The 18274-nt window shown below is 50.2% G+C and carries 16 protein-coding genes, 1 tRNA gene and 1 pseudogene; 5 read left to right on the top strand and 13 right to left on the bottom strand.

Annotated elements, in window-relative coordinates:
- Nucleotides 1–40: 40 nt before the first annotated feature.
- From tnpB to OGX98_RS12720, 7 genes and pseudogenes are all read right to left on the bottom strand, one after another.
- Entirely contained in the window at nt 41–388 is a 348-nt protein-coding gene (tnpB, locus tag OGX98_RS12750; protein WP_047357846.1) for an IS66 family insertion sequence element accessory protein TnpB, read from the bottom strand.
- 430 nt (nt 389–818) lie between these two features.
- Nucleotides 819–1484 (bottom strand): annotated as a pseudogene (locus tag OGX98_RS12745) (IS3 family transposase); the annotation flags it as partial.
- A gap of 28 nt (nt 1485–1512) precedes the next feature.
- Complete coding sequence (locus tag OGX98_RS12740) at nt 1513–3006, bottom strand: hypothetical protein (RefSeq protein WP_048999018.1); 1494 nt, start codon at nt 3004–3006, stop codon at nt 1513–1515.
- Entirely contained in the window at nt 2978–4039 is a 1062-nt protein-coding gene (locus tag OGX98_RS12735; protein ID WP_047357844.1) for a nucleoid-associated protein, read from the bottom strand. The genes OGX98_RS12740 and OGX98_RS12735 overlap by 29 nt, the downstream gene beginning before the upstream one ends.
- Nucleotides 4040–4257: 218 nt before the next feature.
- Nucleotides 4258–5505 (bottom strand): tyrosine-type recombinase/integrase, encoded by a 1248-nt coding sequence (locus OGX98_RS12730; RefSeq protein ID WP_047357843.1) that lies wholly within the window; start codon nt 5503–5505, stop codon nt 4258–4260.
- Between the two features lie 195 nt (nt 5506–5700).
- Nucleotides 5701–5776: transfer RNA gene (locus OGX98_RS12725), tRNA-Phe, on the bottom strand.
- Nucleotides 5777–5881: 105 nt separating this feature from the next.
- Nucleotides 5882–6589 (bottom strand): DUF554 domain-containing protein, encoded by a 708-nt coding sequence (locus tag OGX98_RS12720; protein ID WP_045447429.1) that lies wholly within the window; start codon nt 6587–6589, stop codon nt 5882–5884.
- A 469-nt stretch (nt 6590–7058) separates the two neighbouring features.
- Between OGX98_RS12720 and OGX98_RS12715 the strand changes: the two genes are divergently transcribed.
- A complete protein-coding gene (locus tag OGX98_RS12715; protein ID WP_286595359.1) occupies nt 7059–9194 on the top strand; it encodes an ornithine decarboxylase in 2136 nt (711 codons plus the stop codon).
- 56 nt (nt 9195–9250) lie between these two features.
- On the opposite strand, the gene OGX98_RS12710 is transcribed toward OGX98_RS12715, so the two are convergent.
- The 4 genes from OGX98_RS12710 to mutY all read right to left on the bottom strand — a co-directional run bounded on the left by OGX98_RS12710 (nt 9251) and on the right by mutY (nt 13255).
- Nucleotides 9251–10507: a nucleoside permease gene (locus OGX98_RS12710; protein WP_045447421.1), complete on the bottom strand. Its 1257-nt coding sequence runs from the start codon at nt 10505–10507 to the stop codon at nt 9251–9253.
- A 212-nt stretch (nt 10508–10719) separates the two neighbouring features.
- Complete coding sequence (mltC, locus tag OGX98_RS12705) at nt 10720–11805, bottom strand: membrane-bound lytic murein transglycosylase MltC (RefSeq protein ID WP_136345243.1); 1086 nt, start codon at nt 11803–11805, stop codon at nt 10720–10722.
- A 94-nt stretch (nt 11806–11899) separates the two neighbouring features.
- The gene (locus OGX98_RS12700; RefSeq protein ID WP_286595358.1) at nt 11900–12175 is read right to left on the bottom strand and encodes an oxidative damage protection protein; all 276 of its coding nucleotides are present in this window, start codon (nt 12173–12175) and stop codon (nt 11900–11902) included.
- 27 nt (nt 12176–12202) lie between these two features.
- Nucleotides 12203–13255: an A/G-specific adenine glycosylase gene (gene mutY, locus OGX98_RS12695; protein ID WP_286595357.1), complete on the bottom strand. Its 1053-nt coding sequence runs from the start codon at nt 13253–13255 to the stop codon at nt 12203–12205.
- Nucleotides 13256–13415: 160 nt separating this feature from the next.
- Here mutY and trmB point away from each other — a divergent pair, with 160 nt between their 5' ends.
- The 4 genes from trmB (at nt 13416) to ansB (ending at nt 16465) form a co-directional block, all read left to right on the top strand.
- Nucleotides 13416–14135, top strand: coding sequence for a tRNA (guanosine(46)-N7)-methyltransferase TrmB (gene trmB / locus OGX98_RS12690; protein WP_045447409.1), 720 nt, complete (start codon nt 13416–13418; stop codon nt 14133–14135).
- Entirely contained in the window at nt 14135–14461 is a 327-nt protein-coding gene (locus OGX98_RS12685; protein ID WP_045447406.1) for a YggL family protein, read from the top strand. The genes trmB and OGX98_RS12685 overlap by 1 nt, the downstream gene beginning before the upstream one ends.
- Before the next feature lie 49 nt (nt 14462–14510).
- On the top strand, nt 14511–15230 hold the full coding sequence (locus tag OGX98_RS12680) for a YggN family protein (RefSeq protein WP_045447403.1): 720 nt from the start codon (nt 14511–14513) through the stop codon (nt 15228–15230).
- A 188-nt stretch (nt 15231–15418) separates the two neighbouring features.
- A complete protein-coding gene (ansB, locus tag OGX98_RS12675; protein ID WP_045447400.1) occupies nt 15419–16465 on the top strand; it encodes an L-asparaginase 2 in 1047 nt (348 codons plus the stop codon).
- Nucleotides 16466–16547: 82 nt separating this feature from the next.
- Here ansB and hemW read toward each other — a convergent pair whose 3' ends face one another.
- Nucleotides 16548–17684 (bottom strand): radical SAM family heme chaperone HemW, encoded by a 1137-nt coding sequence (gene hemW / locus OGX98_RS12670; RefSeq protein WP_045447397.1) that lies wholly within the window; start codon nt 17682–17684, stop codon nt 16548–16550.
- Nucleotides 17677–18270: an XTP/dITP diphosphatase gene (locus OGX98_RS12665; protein WP_286595356.1), complete on the bottom strand. Its 594-nt coding sequence runs from the start codon at nt 18268–18270 to the stop codon at nt 17677–17679. The genes hemW and OGX98_RS12665 overlap by 8 nt, the downstream gene beginning before the upstream one ends.
- Nucleotides 18271–18274: the final 4 nt, after the last annotated feature.

The raw sequence follows: 18274 nt of genomic DNA, 5'->3' as shown, positions 1-18274 counted from the left end.
TTTTACCAGGCTTATACAGCAACAACCAGGATAAAGAGGACTACAGCATGGTCAGGGATGTCAGCAGCCTTTTAGGCTGTCGCCAGTCGATGCCCTCGAGGAGCATCGCCAGTTGTGCCGGCGTCAGGAACACTTTGCCATCGCGGGCCGACGGCCAGGCGAAGCGGCCGCGCTCCAGCCGTTTGGTCAGCAGGCACAGCCCGTCGCCGGTTGACCACAGCAGTTTGACCTGACTGCCGCTAAGGCCCCGGAAGATGAATACGTGGCCGGACATCGGATCATCTTTGAGCGCTGTCTGCACCTTTGCGGTGAGGCCGTTGAAGCTATTACGCATATCGATGATACCGGCAAGCAGCCAGATTTTGGTCCCGGAAGGTAACGGGATCATCGCTTCAGTTCCTGTATCAGCAGAGTCAGAAGTTTTGCGCTGACAGAGCCATTGAGGCGGAGCGTCCCGTGCCGGAAGCTCACTTCACAGCTGATGCTGAGCTCTGAGTTCTCAGCGGGCTGTTCTGGCTGTACGGCGGTGGCATCGAGAGCCACAGGAAGTAGCTGAGGACGCTCTGAGGAAGGTAATAGCAGCTTTCCCTCTCGCCACTGCTGGTGCCATTTGAACAACAGATTAGCGTTAATGCCATTTTCAAGCGCCAGTTTTGAGATGGATATCCCGGGTTAGCAGGAGGCGGCAACGAGCTGCTGCTTAAACTCCGGAGAATAATTAGGGCAGCCTTTACGTCTGCCGGGAGTTACATTTTTCTGCATATCTGACACTTTGGTTCCCACTACTTATTGGTCTGCGCCCCAGATCTTGGACAACCCTATGCAGCTTGCCTTAGTCGGTATTCTACCGTACTAAGGCCTCCAAGTTTTTCTTTTATTCTCAGATTGTTGTAATAATCAATATAGCTGGTGATGTCTCGTTTTAACTCTTCCACGCTTTTGTACTCATTAAGGTAATAGCATTCAGCTTTCAACGTCCCGAAGAAGCTCTCTATTGCGGCATTATCAAGGCAATTTCCCTTACGTGACATGCTCTGGGTTATACCATTGCTCATTAGCCATTGCTGCCATCGCGGCATCTGATATTGCCAACCTTGATCGCTATGCAGGAGTGGTCGTTCAGCTTTAGCCAACAGTTTCATAGCGTCGGTGAGCATAGTATTCACCATCGATGGCAATGGATGGGCAGCAAGGTTGTAAGCGATAATTTCACCATTATAAAGATCCATTATCGGTGATAAATAAAGCTTCCGACCATTTACTTTAAATTCAGTGACATCTGTTACCCACTTCTCGTTTGGTCGCTCTGCATCAAACTGTCGCTTCAGGATGTTATCGCAGGTTCTACCTTCTGACCCTCTGTATGATCGGTATTTTTTTATGCGGATCAGACTGCTAATCCCCAGCTCTTTCATTAATTTTCTGACAGTTTTACCGTTAAGTAATACCCCCTCGTTACGGCATGCCAGTCTGATCCTTCGATATCAGGGCTGAGTATGATCTCTGATTGCTTCATTTCAGCCCTGAAGGATACACAAGAACCCCGTTCGGTCCGCATTGGACCCACGAAGGAGTCAGAAACTGTAGCCCACTCATAACCCAGGTGTAGCCAGACTGAAAGAGCATACTGATCGACCAGAATTCACTCGCTGCTGCCGTGAGTAATAGTGTGACCAGAATAAGTACTATGATCGACGTTAGTCGCTCAACCCGGTGATATGACTGCATTGCGGCATTAACAGGAAGACCTGCCAGCTCCTGGTAATCCTGTTCATCCAGAAAACCATATAACTTATTTCTCCAGGTGGTTCTGTTTTTTCCCAGCAGTAAAAGGGAATGCCTGTTGATATAGACCGACACCCCGTATGAGATGGCGATATACAGGGCCAGTGCACAAAATGCCAGGGCATACACTTTTTGCGGACCACTTGCCTTCAGAGCCTCCAGACTGTAGCGAAGAACCAGCGTGCTGATAACCAGGGCCATATCTTTCCACAACGCGGAAGACAGGTCTCGCGACTGCTGCAGAATTTTTTGGGTATCCTCTGTCAGGTTTTTTCGCAAATCGCCCAGCGATTTCAGGGTGTCTTTTCCCCCCGTCCGGATATGGGCCTTGTAGAGCAGCCTGGCTGACTCCAGCGCAGGGGGGAGCCGGTACACAATGCCTTCACAGAATGTGACACCCTCCGGCCATTCTCTGGCCAGTTCGCTGGACAGAAAGGTATGTTTAAGCTCAATTTCGTCCCCTTCCAGAAAAATCCATTTTGCCGTTTCCTGAATGACGTCAAAGGCGGACAGAGTCTCATGTTCTTCCCCGAAAGAGATTTTCCGTGGCGGTTTTCCGGACAATCCGACTTTTTTTATTTCAGCGGAAAAAAGCTCATTGGCGAAACACTTCAACAACTCCCGGCAGGCGAGCGACGCCCAGAGCTTCATGGGTTCGTCGGTCATTTTATCGCCGGATATCAGGATCCAGGGGGTGATGGTATCCGGAGGAAGAAAGTCGGTTGAAAAACACCTGATAATACTTTTTGTGGCGGAGACTGTCCGGGTGGGGGCGTTGGTTTCGCTCTCTTCCGGCTGCATCTGTTTCCATGGCACAACCTTCCACTGTTGTGTTTCAAACGATTCATTGACAAACAGGGCGTAGATACGGTGATACTGACGAAGCCTGGGATCCTGGAGTAAAAACGTGCGCCACCCTTCCAGGGTGAAGAGTCGCAGGATCCCGGGGATCTCATCGCTGATTATGGTGATAAAGTGTTTCTGACCGGGGACACCCTGCGCAGGGTGGATATCATCCCGACTTTCATCAACAAAGGTGATCCTAAGGTTTTCAGCATCAGTATCTATCACATCTCCCCATAACTGAAGGGTGTCATTATCCATGGTTCCGGAAATGAACAGTTTCCGGGTGGTTGTTTGCTGATCTTCCGTGATCACCAGATCAGATGCGCGGCGTGAGCAGTCAATTGCCTTACCGATTTTTTCCAGTATCGATGTCATCTGTCACCAGCCCAGCAGTCACAATCACTATACGTTTTCGCCCGTCTTCCATCGTTTCGATATCCGGGGCATTATCCTCATCGTAGATAACGATAACATCTTCCAGTGTTTCCAGTTTTCTTTTCCGTGGCTTAGGGATGTTCTCAGGGACGATCCGGAAAGATTCACCTGAAATGCCCAGGTCTTTTATTTTTCGGGTGAAGGATTTGACCAGTGGATGATCTTCTTCCATTGGTCCAAAAATCTGGTTCAGCAGGGAAAGCGGCTCATCGGTATTAAAATCCTGTGCCCCGTGATGTAACGTTTCATAAATCTTGTTAACACCACTGCGTCTGATGTCGTCCGGCAGCAGGTCGCGGTGCTTTTTGAAGACATCCTTAAGCGCGGCAACCAGTTTGTTGCTGAGGTCGGTTGTACTGTTGACTCGTTGTACCTGCAAAAAACGCTCAAAATAAACGGAGATATTGGTTCGTTTGCTGCGATCCCGTACGACAACCTGTCCACCCTGAGCATCTGCCGTCAGGCGGACCAGAGCAATTTTCTGCATGGCTTCCGCTTTCTTGACGAAACTTTCGCGGAAACGTTCGAGTCTGGGGACCTGAAACTCGTTTCCTTCTTCATCCAGCACGTAACGCACCACATCTTCATTATCATATTTAATGAGAGCAAACAGTTTTTCATCGTTGAGGGTGCGAAGCTCAAAAAGAAAGAATACCCCCATACTGGCATTCTTGGTGTGATGGTGAGACTGAAAATCGTTTGCAAGAAAGGTGGACTGTTCGGTGAAACTACTGGTGTTGGTATCGGCATGGTTCCTGATGAGGCGCAGAATACGCTCTGTATTGGACAATTCCGTAAACCGGAACATGTTACCGCTTAATGCAGATTTAATCCGCTCCAGAAAAAAATCGACGTGTTCAGGCGGTGATATTTCACTGAGCAGCACGGGGATCTCCAGTTCCCCGCCAACGACATGGAAAATCATTCGTTTTATTGTCAGTGCATTAATTTCTTCATCCGTTAAAAAGCTCATAGTGGCATCCCGTTATTTCGTGTCTTATTTTATCATTAATTGCTGTGGCAGGCTTTAACCTGGGTAGTATAGGTAATCCACTGTCCCTGCGTAAAATATTTCAGCTCAGGGTCAGGTGTTAGTGAGCCTCCAATACCTCTGTGAATAAAGGTATACAGGGAAAAAAATAAAATAAGGAAACATTCTCCCGGCATTTCTGCCGGGAGAAAAGATTATAATTATTGTCTGGCGTAATCGAAAGGTGAGACCGGCTTTTCATGGTTTGCATCCAGAAAATCCCCCCACCACTGCAGCATGAGCCTGCGTTCATCCAGAAACTCCGCTTTATGAATGTAAGCTGCACGTACGCCATTACGTTCCTGATGGCTCATCTGGCGTTCAACAGCATCTCTCGACCATAACCCTGACTCAATCAACGAACTACAGGCCATTGCCCGGAAGCCGTGGCCACAGACATCGACCTTTGTATCGTACCCCATCAGGCGTAACGCGTTATTCACCGTATTTTCACTCATGGGTTTCCACGGATTGTGATCGCCAGTGAAAATCAGCTCATATTCCCCGCTGATGGTGTGGATCTCTTTCAGAATCTCCAGCGCCTGAGTCGAGAGTGGCACCAAATGCTCTGTCCGCATTTTTGAGCCACGATAGGAATACTTCACCCCTTCAATCGGTTTCCGCTCTGGAGGAATGGTCCACATGGCTTTCCTGAAGTCGATCTCAGACCACCTGGCAAAGCGAAGCTCACTGGAACGGATGAAGATAAGCAGGGTAAGTTTAGTTGCCAGTCGGGTGAGAGGTTGTCCTCTGTAGGCATCCAGCCGTTCAAGTAGCTCTGAAATACGATTTAAGGCGAGGGCAGGGCGATGCTGGCGTTTCACCGTCGTTAAAGCACCAGCCATATCTACGGCAGGGTTATAACTGATAATGCCTGACTGAGCAGCATAGCGCATGATTGCAGTGATACGCTGCTGAAGGCGGGCTGCAATCTCATAAATCTCTTTAGCTTCGGCTGCTTTAACGGGAACAAGTAAATCGGGAGTCCTGAGGGTGGTAATGTCACGTGAGCCAATAAAGGGAAACACATGTGTCTCCAGGCTTTTCAGTATTTTCTCGCTATGAGAATCCGACCATTTTTTATTGCTCTTATGCCACTGTCTTGCGATGCCTTCAAATGTCTGAGCTGTTTCGGGTACAGATTTTTTGATCCGTTTCTGTTCGCAAGGGTCAGTTCCCTCAGCTATCAGCTTCCTCGCAGTATCGCGTTTTTCCCTTGCTTCTGATAACGAGACTTCAGGATAGACGCCCAGAGCAAGTGTTTTCTCTTTGCCCAGAAATCGGTATCGGAGCCGCCAGTAGCGCGAGCCGTTAGGGTGAACAAGCAAAAACATGTTGCCGCTGTCGGCAAGTTTATAAGGTTTATCATCCGGTTTAGCTGCACGGATTTTAGCGTCAGTGAGCGCCATTGGCGGTATCTCCTGATAGTAAAAAGGGTATAAATTTTATCGAATCAGACTATACCCTCAGTTATACCCTCGCAAGGGACTTGATGCGGGTTGAAGTTGATTGAGCTGGGTGGAGTTAAGGGATTGTAGAAGTGTTGCTTTTGGCGGGCTTAGAATGCAAAAACGGACCTCCGTGGAGGTCCGTTGATATGAATTTGGTGCCCGGACTCGGAATCGAACCAAGGACACGGGGATTTTCAATCCCCTGCTCTACCGACTGAGCTATCCGGGCAACGAGGCGCATTAAAACCGATTCGCTTCGTTTCGTCAACGAAATTTCTTCAATTCAATGCAGACTGCACAATCTATCACCAGATTGCTGGTATTGCACGCATTCTCAGGCAAAAAATGCAGTCCATGCAGCGGAAAGCGGCATTGCCAGTAGCAGAGCGGGAAGCATATTAACGACCGCGAACATTTTGATTCCACAAATGCGTAAGCCGGTTGCCAGCAGCAATAATCCGCCTACAGCGCTAAAATCGGCCATCATTGCAGGCGTTGTCAGTGGCAAAATCAACGCAGCACAGGTGACCAGAGTTAACTGGATTGCCAGCACCGGCACGCAAATGGCTGATACCGCAATACCCAGCGAGCAGGCGAAGATGGCGGCGGTGAAGAAATCGAGAAAAGACTTAGCGATTAAAATATTAGGGTCGCCAGTCATCCCTTCATGCATCGCCCCAAAGATCCCGGTACCGCTGGCGCAAAAAAGCACAATGATTGCTACATAGCTTTGGATAAAAGACTCATGCGTTGCATTTACATCTGATCTGGTGAAAACCTGTTGTGCTTTAGCTACAGCAGCGTTAATCCCTTTTTCCAGATAACAAATCTCGCCGATTAACGCGCCGACCAGCGTTGCCAGAACCATGACTGGCAGATTGGCGCACTTAATTACCAGTAAAATCCCAATACCCAGAGAGGCCAGCCCGAAAATAGAGGTCATTGAGACTCGAATACGTTCTGGTAAATGCTGGCTGAGTAGTGTGCCGAGAACACCGCCACATAAAATGGCGCTGGCATTAATAAAAGGTCCGATTACCACATTCGCTCCTGATTACCCGTTATCGTCTTGATGCTAAAGGCAATGGCCCGGGTGTGTTTATGTTTTCAGATTGCATTATTATGACGCTATCGATCGGAAAAATGGGTGTTTATCTGCAAGATATATGCATAGGATTTTGTCTTGCGCCTGATAGTTAAAGGTGCCAAAATTGCGCGAATTTTCTCCTGTCTGACGGGGCTGCCTGGGATGAATATATTCCCCCTACATCGCCTTCAACATCGCCTTTATGCGCGAAGATTGCCCCTTCCTGCGATATTTTTTCACTCTCCCACTATGCGGTGACGGCAACGCACGCTCACTGCAGGATAACAGTAAAATCAGAGGCTATCTGCTTTTACTGATGTCTGGCGGTCGGGGCTGGTTACCAGTTTGACCTGTCATTTCGTAGGGCGAAGCAATGCAGCTTTGCCCGGGGCTTTTGACTTTCCCGAAACGGGTTTTTGCGCTTATGAAATCAATGAATATTGCCGCCAGTGGTGAACTGGTCTCTCGCCTGTCTACCCATCGTCAGGTGGTGTCGCTGGACAGTACCGATTTTACTGATGTTGCGGCAGTCGTCATTACTGTTGCGGACAGCCGCAGTGGGATCCTTTCGTTGCTTAAACGCACAGGTTTTCATTTGCCCGTGTTTATTTTTTCAGAGACTGATGTGGGTGTACCTGCAGGCGTTGAGGCAATTATTCGCGGTAATGCACAGGACTGGCTGGAGCTTGAGTCCGCAGCCTGTCGTTATGAGGAAGAGCTGTTGCCGCCGTTTTATGACACGTTGACTCAGTATGTTGAAATGGGGAACAGCACCTTTGCCTGCCCGGGACATCAGCATGGCGAGTTTTTCAAGAAGCATCCAGCGGGTCGTCATTTCTACGAGTTTTTTGGCGAAAATCTGTTTCGTGCGGATATGTGCAATGCTGACGTCAAACTGGGCGATCTGCTCATCCATGAAGGGTCGGCCAAACATGCGCAAAAATTTGCCGCTAAAGTTTTCCATGCGGATAAAACCTACTTTGTTCTGAATGGCACATCGGCTGCAAATAAAGTGGTGACTAATGCGTTACTGACGCGTGGCGATCTGGTGCTATTTGACCGTAATAACCACAAGTCGAACCATCATGGTGCTCTGATTCAGGCTGGAGCCACGCCGGTTTATCTGGAGGCGGCACGCAATCCGTTTGGCTTTATTGGTGGTATTGATGAGCACTGTTTTGATGAGGAATATTTGCGCCAGCAGATCCGGGAGGTTGCACCGCAAAAGGCCGAACAGCCGCGCCCGTTCCGTCTGGCAATTATTCAGCTTGGCACGTATGACGGGACGATCTACAACGCCCGGCAGGTGATCGACAAGATTGGCAGTCTGTGTGATTACATCCTGTTTGATTCTGCCTGGGTCGGATACGAGCAGTTTATTCCGATGATGGCCGATGGATCGCCGTTGTTGCTGGAGCTTAATGCTAACGATCCGGGGATTTTTGTTACCCAGTCGGTGCATAAGCAGCAGGCCGGGTTCTCGCAAACCTCGCAGATCCACAAAAAAGATAACCATATTCGTGGTCAGGCGCGTTTCTGCCCGCACAAACGTCTGAACAACGCGTTTATGCTGCATGCCTCTACAAGCCCGTTTTATCCGTTATTTGCCGCGCTGGATGTTAACGCTAAAATCCATGAAGGAGGGAGCGGGCGTCGTTTGTGGGCAGAATGCGTGGAGATGGGGATTGAGGCACGTAAAGCTATCATTGCCCACTGTAAGCTGCTCCAGCCCTTTATTCCCCCCGTGATCGATGGCAAACCGTGGGAAACCTATCCGACGAAAACCATCGCCAGCGAGCGTCGCTTCTTTAGCTTTGAACCGGGCGCGAAATGGCATGGTTTTTCCGGTTACGCGTGCGACCAGTATTTTGTCGATCCCTGCAAACTGTTGCTGACCACTCCTGGCATTGATGCGCAGACCGGGCAATATACCGAGTTCGGCATCCCGGCGACGATTCTGGCGCATTACCTGCGTGAAAATGGCATCGTGCCGGAGAAATGCGACCTCAACTCAATTCTGTTCCTGCTGACGCCTGCAGAAAGCGCAGAGAAAATGGCGCAACTGGTGGCTATGCTGGCGCAGTTTGAACAGCATATTGAGGACGACACGCCGTTAGCTGATGTGCTGCCTACCATCACCAACAAATACCCGGTACGCTATCGGGATTACACGCTGCGTGAGCTGTGCCAGGAGATGCACGATCTGTACGTCAGCTTTGATGTGAAGGATCTACAAAAGGCGATGTTCCGTCAGGAGAGTTTGCCGGTCGTGGCGATGAATCCGCAGGACGCCCACAGTGCCTTTATCCGTGGTGACGTTGAGCTGGTGCGTATTTGTGATGCCGCGGGTCGCATTGCGGCAGAAGGTGCGCTGCCTTATCCTCCTGGTGTACTGTGCGTGGTACCGGGAGAAGTATGGGGTGGGGCGGTTCAGCGTTATTTTCTGGCGCTGGAAGAGGGCGTTAACCTGCTCCCAGGATTCTCGCCGGAGCTGCAAGGGGTCTACAGCGAGACCGATGCTGACGGAATTAAGCGTCTGTTTGGCTACGTCTTGAAGTAAGCGCCATCCGGCAAAAAAAAGGTCACCGACAGGTGACCTTTTCCAATAAATGAAGATTAATGCGCGACGGGTTGGGAGCCAGCCGGTACGCGAACGTGTTTGTATTTAAACAGTGCCACGAAAGCGAACGCCAGAACCAGTGAATAACCTGCGAAGATCAGCCACACGGTCTGCCAGTCAGTAATACCATTCAGTGTATAGTACTCAACCACTTTACCGCTCACCAGACCGCCCAGAATACAGCCGAAGCCGTTGGTCATCATCAGGAACATACCCTGTGCGCTGGCGCGAATTTCAGGTCGCACTTCTTTTTCCACAAATACGGAACCCGAGATGTTGAAGAAGTCGAAAGCACAACCGTAAACAATCATCGACAGAACCAGCAGCACGGTACCGAACGGAGTCGGATCGCCGTAAGCAAACAGACCGAAGCGTAGCATCCACGCGACGATACTGATAAGCATGACGTTCTTGATACCGTAACGGCTTAAGAAGAACGGGATGGTCAGGATAAACAGGGTTTCAGAAATCTGCGAAATCGACATCATCACCGAGGCGTGTTCAACGATAAAGCTACCGGAGAACAGTGGGTTGTTATCGAAGCTGTGCAGGAAGGTATTGCCGAACATATTGGTAATTTGCAGCTCTGCACCCAGCATCATTGAGAAGATGAAGAAAATAGCCATACGCTTGTTTTTAAACAACGCGAATGCATCCAGGCCGAGCATTGACGTCCAGCTCTGGTTTTTTTGCTGATTGGCAACCGGAATATGCGGCAGCGTCAGGGTAAACAGTACCAGTACCACGGATAATGTCGCGCCGATGTAAAGCTGCATATGACTCAGTTCAAAGCCAGAGAAGCTTACCGCCCACATGGCCAGAATAAAGCCGATGGTGCCCCAGATACGAATTGGCGGGAAGTCGGTGACAATATCCATCCCGGCAGATTGCAGGCGATAGTAAGAGATAGTGTTGATTAGCCCTAACGTTGGCATATAGGCCAGTGAGTTAAGCAAGATTACAAAGAACATAGCCCCTGGCGTGGTGACCTCGGCGGCGGCGAACAGTGTTCCTGCGCCGACCAGGTGGCAAAGTGCATAAACCCATTTTGCACTGATCCATTTGTCAGCCACGATCCCTAACAGCGTTGGCATAAATACGGCGGCAATCCCCAGGGAGCTATACACTGCGCCAATGGATGCACCATCGAATTTAAGGGTGACAAACATATAAGAGCCGAGGGTCGTGAGCCAACTACCCCACAGGCAGAACTGCAGAAAGGAGAGGACTTTCAGCTGCAGCTTAAGATTCATGTTAATTTCCTCACACCGTAATGCGGATGAATGTTTTAAAAGGCACATTTGCCGTTGCAATATGATGTGATTCTATCAATGAGAGACACTCTTTTTTTGTTAGCTGTGACAAATATTTGCAAACAATTTCTAATTGCAAGGTAAAAGAGTGACGGAGTTAACACTTTTGCTCTCCTGACATCCGTTAGCGGAGGTGTCAGGAGAGGACGATGTTAACGTCGACGATAGGTTTTCTGTGCGGAATTAACCTTGTAAAGATAACGACGTGATTCTGCGGATGGATGTCGCGTGGTCAGGGTTTGATAAACATCCCCCGGGGACATGCTGTTGATAATATTTGCGGCCTGAATCTTATCGCTGGAGAAAACGCGCAGCACGCTACCCGCCCCGCCGTTATAGGCGGTGATCACCGCATAGCGGCGCGAGGTCGGATTATCAATACCGCCCAAATAGACATTGTTGAGCATCGCCAGATAGGCTGTACCTGTGTCGATGTTACTGGCCGGATCAAACAGGAAGCTGCGGCTTGGCGTACCCGAACGCCCCTGAGAGCGGAATACATCTTTCCCGGCGCTGTGTTGTACCACCTGCATTAACCCCAACGCATCGGCATGGCTGACAGCATACGGGTTAAAGGACGATTCGGTCTGCATGATTGCCAGAATCAGCGATTCGTCGACACCGTACTTCCGCGATGCCTGCCGTACCATGCCGATATATTTATGTGCTCGCTTATCAAGGTGGTTTGGCACCAGATTGATCGTCACGCTATAGATGATGCGCAGGCCGTTGCTGCGGCTCTTAAGTCGCGTTTGTAGCAGGTAATTCGCGAAGTTTGTTGCACGCCCCTCCCAGCGAATGGGCTGACCGGTATTATCAACCACCTGCCCATACAGGAACGGCTCTTTGGAAATCTTGATATCATCGACATCGGAATAGAGATCGATAGATCCGGGATCATCGCCCATTAGCAATGTCTTGATGATCGCCCGACGCAGGTGTCCGGCGGGATCTGTCCCGGCGATGGTCTCAACGGTTATCGTACCGTCATCAAAGTTGATGTGGCTGCGGGTTTGATACTGATCGGTATACTTTACGTAGTCTTTCGGACCCGCAATCAGTACTTCCTTGAATCCCCACAAATTCTCAATGTTATGAGCAAATTGCCCCATCAGAATATCAAAACCGTTGGTATCCTTGACCCAGGCTTCGTTATAGGTATCGCCTTTTTTGGTCGAACTGGAACAGGAGATGAGCAACGGCGCAATAACGGCAAGCGCGAGAAATTTTTTCATCATTCCGGGAGTGCGTGTTGTGTTTGTTGTTGTATCGTTTTGCCGGAGGGTGGTGTGAGCACCTTATCCGGCCTACGAGATTGTCAGCAAGAGATGCTTATTTTTTATCTTCCGGCGTATAGCCTTCAATATGCACGTCCTTACCTTCAAACAGGAAGTTAATCATTTCCTGTTCCAGCAGCTTACGGTGTTCGACGTTCATCATATTCAGTTTCTTTTCGTTAATCAGCATGGTTTGCTTATGCTGCCACTGTGCCCACGCTTCTTTCGAAATCTCGTTGTAAATGCGTTTTCCCAGATCGCCTGGGTACAGCTGAAAATCCTGACCTTCTGCACCGCGTTGCAGGAAAGTACAAAAAATCGTTCTGCTCATAAAAAATCCTCTCTATTAACCGACACGTTAAACATGCGTACCGGTACGTAATTGCTGTAACAAACGCTCCACGGGAGCCGCCAGTCCTACCGACGGCGGTTGCGCTAAGTTATACCAGAGCGCATTGCCTTCATCCATGCATGAGGTGAATGAAGACACGGGAAGCCACATAGGCACAATATCTAAATGGAAATGGCTAAAGGTGTGGCGAAACGCATTAAGTTGAGTCAGATTATCTGCGTTAATGTGCCGTTGCGCCAGCCACTGACGTAGCCCATCTTCATCTTCAAACTGCGGAAAACAGTACAATCCGCCCCATAAACCGCTTGGTGGGCGCTGCGCAAGCAATACCTGATCATTATGCTGCACCAGTAAAAAATAGCCTGTACGTTCTGGTAATGTCTGTCTGGGTTTTTTACCGGGGTAAAGTGACCAGCTTGTGTTGGCACTAGCCACACAGCCATTTTCTAGCGGGCACAGGGAACATTTGGGCTTCGAACGCGTACAGACCATCGCTCCTAAATCCATCATTGCCTGATTAAACCGCTCAACGCCTTTAGCTGGCGTAACCTGTTCGCTCAAATCCCAGAGCTTTTTCTCGACCTCTTTTTTACCTGGCCAACCGCTGACAGCATAACATCGAGCCAGCACGCGTTTAACGTTGCCGTCGAGAATCGGAAAATGCTGACCCAGAGAAAGCGAAAGGATCGCGCCAGCGGTAGAACGCCCGACGCCTGGCAGGGCTGCTACTTCATCAAAGGTTTGCGGAAACGTTCCGCCGTGTAGCGTCACTACCTGCTGAGCGGCTTTATGGAGATTACGAGCACGGGCGTAATAACCCAGACCGGTCCATAAATGAAGGACCTCATCCAGCGGTGCCTGTGCTAAGTCAGTAACCGTCGGGAAGCGCGCCATAAAGCGATCAAAATAAGGAATAACTGTCGCAACCTGCGTTTGTTGCAGCATGACCTCAGAGAGCCATACTTTGTAAGGCGTCTTGTCAATTTGCCAGGGCAGCGTTTTCCGTCCGTATTTGTCGTACCAGCCCAACACCTGAGCTGAAAATTGAGACGCTTGCATGGTTACCGTTTCATAATGACTGGGGGCAAGATTGCAGCACAGCGGCAACGGGGTGTAAACCGGAACTTTCCGCTGCTCACTTTCTTCCTTTACTTGCATCCGGCAACTAACTTTGGATAATGCCCGTTTTCAGAACTCAAACACAGCAGACTAAACTTTTATGAAGAACGACGTCATTTCACCGGAATTTGATGAAAACGGCCGCCCTCTGCGCCGGATTCGTAGTTTTGTTCGTCGCCAGGGGCGACTGACCAAAGGGCAGGAACACGCGCTGGAAAACTACTGGCCGGTGATGGGCGTTGAGTTTAGCGAAGAGCCTGTGGATTTTGCCGCGCTGTTTGGCCGTGAAGCGCCAGTGACACTTGAGATTGGTTTTGGTATGGGCGCTTCGCTGGTGGCTATGGCTAAAGCTCGTCCGGAACAGAATTTCCTCGGCATTGAAGTGCACTCTCCGGGCGTCGGCGCGTGTCTGGCTTCCGCTCATGAAGAGGGTGTCGAGAACCTGCGCGTGATGTGCCATGATGCCGTTGAAGTACTGCACAAAATGATTCCTGACAATTCTTTATCAATGGTTCAGCTCTTTTTCCCTGACCCGTGGCATAAAGCACGTCATAATAAACGCCGTATCGTTCAGGTACCATTTGCTGAGCTTGTTAAAAGCAAGCTGAAACTGGGCGGCGTTTTCCACATGGCTACCGACTGGGAAGCCTATGCGGAACACATGCTTGAAGTGATGTCCTCCATTGACGGATATAAAAACCAGTCAGAGAGTAACGATTATGTACCGCGCCCGGAATCGCGCCCGGTAACCAAATTTGAACAACGTGGTCATCGTCTTGGCCATGGCGTATGGGACTTAATGTTCGAGAGGGTGAAATAATGGCAAAGAACCGTAGCCGTCGTCTGCGTAAAAAAATGCATATCGACGAATTCCAGGAATTAGGATTTTCGGTTGCATGGCGTTTCCCGGAAGGCACATCTGAAGAGCAGGTTGATAAAATCGTTGATGACCTTATCAATGAAGTTATCGAGCCGAACAAACTGGCCTTTGACGGCAGCGGCTATCTGGCCTGGGAAGGTCTGATCTGCCTGCAGGAAATTGGCAAATGTACTGAAGAACATCAGGCGATTGTCCGTAAGTGGCTGGAAGAGCATAAACTTGAAGACGTGCGTACCAGCGAACTTTTCGATGTTTGGTGGGACTAAGTAGCAAAGGGTCGGCAAATGCCGGCCCGATTTGTATTGAGGGATAGATATGATGCGCAAAACGCTGCTGGCGGCACTCCTAACGTTCACGGCGATGGCCGCACATGCTGATTACAAGTGCAGCGTCACTCCACGAGACGATGTGATTTTAAGTCCGCAAACGGTGCAGGTGAAAGGTGAAAACGGCGATCTGGTTATTACGCCGACCGGCAATGTCACCTTCAACGGTAAACAATACACCCTGAGCGCTGCGCAGCGTGAGCAGGCGAAAGATTATCAGGCGGCGTTGCGTAGCAGTCTGCCGTGGATTGACGAAGGTGCCAGAGCGCGCGTTGAGAAAGGTCGCGTGGCACTGGATAAAATCATCGCCAAAGAAGTGGGCGAAAGCAGTAATATGCGCGGTCGTTTAACCAAGCTTGATGCTCAGTTGAAAGAGCAGATGAACCGGATAATCGAGCATCGCTCCGACGGTCTGACCTTCCATTATAAGGCGATAGATCAGGTCCGCGCTGACGGGCAACAGCTGGTGAACCAGGCGATGGGCGGCATTTTGCAAGACAGCATTAACGAAATGGGAGCGAAAGCCGTGCTCAAAGGCGGCGGTAACCCGTTGCAGGGCGTGCTCGGTAGCCTCGGCGGCTTGCAAACGTCAATCCAGAACGAATGGAAGAATCAGGAACAAGATTTCCAGCAGTTTGGCAAAGATGTTTGCGCGCGCGTCGTAACGCTGGAAGATGACCGTAAGGCATTAGTTAACGGTCTGAAATAACATTCACTTCTCTTTAACGGTACAGAAACATTCTGTGCCGTTTTATTTTGTATTTTCCTGTTATTTTGATATCCACCTCTAAGAACGACAATTTCATGGAAATATAAATCTGGTTAATTGGACAATGTCACATTATTCATCTGTGAGATAGACATAATGCGGCAAATTCAAGTAACTGGAGAAATAACATGGAGTTTTTCAGGAAAACGGCACTTGCTGCACTGGTTATGGGATTCAGCGGCGCGGCGCTGGCATTACCTAACATCACCATTTTAGCCACTGGCGGAACGATTGCTGGCGGTGGTGATTCCGCAACAAAATCCAACTACACGGCAGGCAAAGTCGGTGTAGAAAATCTGGTAGATGCGGTGCCGCAACTGAAAGATATCGCTGTGGTCAAAGGCGAGCAGGTTGTGAATATCGGTTCCCAGGATATGAACGACGAAGTCTGGTTAACGCTGGCGAAGAAGATCAATGCCGAATGTGATAAAACCGACGGTTTCGTAGTCACGCATGGTACGGACACCATGGAAGAAACCGCATATTTCCTCGACCTGACAGTCAAATGCAACAAACCGGTGGTACTGGTAGGTGCAATGCGTCCATCTACTTCAATGAGCGCCGATGGTCCGTTTAACCTGTATAACGCGGTGGTAACGGCGGCAGATAAAGCCTCTGCAAACCGTGGCGTGCTGGTGGTGATGAACGACACCGTACTGGATGGTCGTGATGTGACCAAAACCAATACCACTGATGTTGCTACCTTCAAATCCGTTAACTACGGCCCGCTGGGATACATCCATAACGGCAAAATTGACTACCAGCGTACGCCTGCCCGTAAGCACACTACTTCTACGCCGTTCGATGTGTCTAAGCTGACAGAACTGCCGAAAGTGGGGATTATCTACAACTACGCTAATGCTTCTGATCTGCCGGCAAAAGCGCTGGTAGACGCAGGTTATGCAGGGATCGTCAGTGCGGGTGTAGGTAACGGTAACCTGTATAAAACGATTTTCGATACCCTGGCGACTGCCGCGCATAAAGGTACCGTGGTTGTGCGTTCTTCCCGTGTACCGACAGGTGCCACCACGCAGGATGCTGAAATCGATGATGCGAAATACGGATTTGTCGCTTCAGGTTCGCTGAACCCGCAAAAAGCACGTGTGCTGTTGCAACTGGCGTTGACGCAAACCAAAGATCCGCAACAGATCCAGACGATGTTTAATCAGTATTAATCTATAAAGATAGCTGCGCTTATCGTCTCTAAGCCCCCAGGCCTGATAAGCGCAGCGCCATCAGGCCTGGCTATTTTCAGTGTTATTCCGCTAAAAACAATTCCAGCAGAGAGTTTAAAAACAGCTTACCGTGTCGGGTAATCTGCCAGAACTCTTCGTTCTCTGTCAGATACCCCTGCGTGATAGCCTCATCAATCTCTTTACGAATAACGTCTTCGGTAAGCCCGGTATATTGGGTAAATTCAGCACGCGGCGCGGCTTCAAGTAAACGAAAACGGTTCATAAAGAACTCGAATGGTTTGTCGGTCTGCGCCACATCACGCTGGCTTTCCTGGTAGCGCCCCTGCATATATCCGCGCGGGTGTCGCGTTTTGGTGGTGCGCAGGATGCGTCCATCTGGAAAAGTGACTTTGCCGTGAGCTCCGCAGCCAATACCAAGATAGTCGCCAAAACGCCAGTAGTTCAGATTGTGCTGACACTGATAACCCGGCTTAGCATAGGCTGATGTCTCATACTGCTGATACCCGGCGGCGGTCAGCAACCGATGGCCCTGCTCAAAAATATCCCACAGCGCGTCATCGTCCGGTAATACCGGAGGGCGTGAGCCAAAGAGAGTATTGGGTTCAATGGTGAGCTGATACCATGATAGATGAGGCGGGTTGAGCGCGATCGCCTGCTGCAAATCGCCCAGGGCCTCTTCCAGGGTCTGATCCGGCAAGCCGTGCATCAGATCAAGATTAAAGCTGCGAAGCCCCAGACCGTTCGCCAGATTGGCGGCGCGTTTGGCTTCTTCCGGCCCGTGTATACGTCCCAGGCGCTCAAGTTTAGTTGCGCTGAAACTCTGCACACCTATGGAGATACGGTTCACCCCGGCGTGTTGATAATCGACGAAGCGATCGGCTTCTACTGTACCGGGATTCGCCTCCATCGTGATTTCTGCATCAGCCGCCAGATTCAGGCGTGCGCGCACACCATCCAGCAGCGTTTGCATTGCCGGCCCTGAGAGCAGGCTTGGCGTGCCACCACCAATAAAAATCGTCTTTACTTCACGACCTTGTGCGTACGCAACGTCGGCATCCAGATCGCTCAGCAGATGCTGAACATAGTCATCATGGGGAACTTCACCCTTCAGCGCATGCGAATTGAAATCGCAGTAGGGGCATTTCTGCACACACCACGGGATGTGAATATAAAGACTCAGTGGTGGAAGCTTAACCATTACGCAGGGCATCCAGCAGCAGCTTCAGCGCTTGTCCGCGGTGGGAGATGGCACTTTTCTCTTCACGAGTCAGTTCTGCCGCGGTTTTACCTTCAGACGGTACAAAGAAGATCGGGTCGTAGCCAAAACCGCCGTTTCCGATAGGCTCGCGGGTAATCACGCCCGGCCAGGTTCCGTGACAAACAATTGGCGTTGGATCGTCCGCATGGCGCATATACACCAGCACGCAATGGAACTGTGCCTGACGTTTCTCTTCAGGGATATCCCGCAGGGTGTGCAGCAGCTTTTCCAGATTCTGTTGGTCGGTAGCATCTTCTCCTGAATAGCGAGCGGAATAGATGCCTGGTGCGCCGCCCAGAGCGTTGACAGCCAGACCCGAGTCATCGGCAATTGCCGGCAGTCCGGTGATTTGCGCAGCATGACGCGCCTTCAGAATGGCGTTTTCAATAAAAGTCAGGCCGGTCTCTTCAGCGGAGTCAACGCCCAGATCTGTTTGGGCGACAACATCAAGCCCGAAATCGCTCAGGAGAGAGGCGAGCTCACGCACTTTACCGGCATTGCCGGTTGCGAGGACAACTTTTTGCATGGGA

The sequence above is a fragment of the Citrobacter sp. Cm046 genome, from assembly GCF_030333065.1.
GTDB classification, from domain to species: domain Bacteria; phylum Pseudomonadota; class Gammaproteobacteria; order Enterobacterales; family Enterobacteriaceae; genus Citrobacter; species Citrobacter murliniae.
Note: the sequence above shows the minus strand (reverse complement) of the source record. Positions and strands in the feature narration are given on the sequence as shown.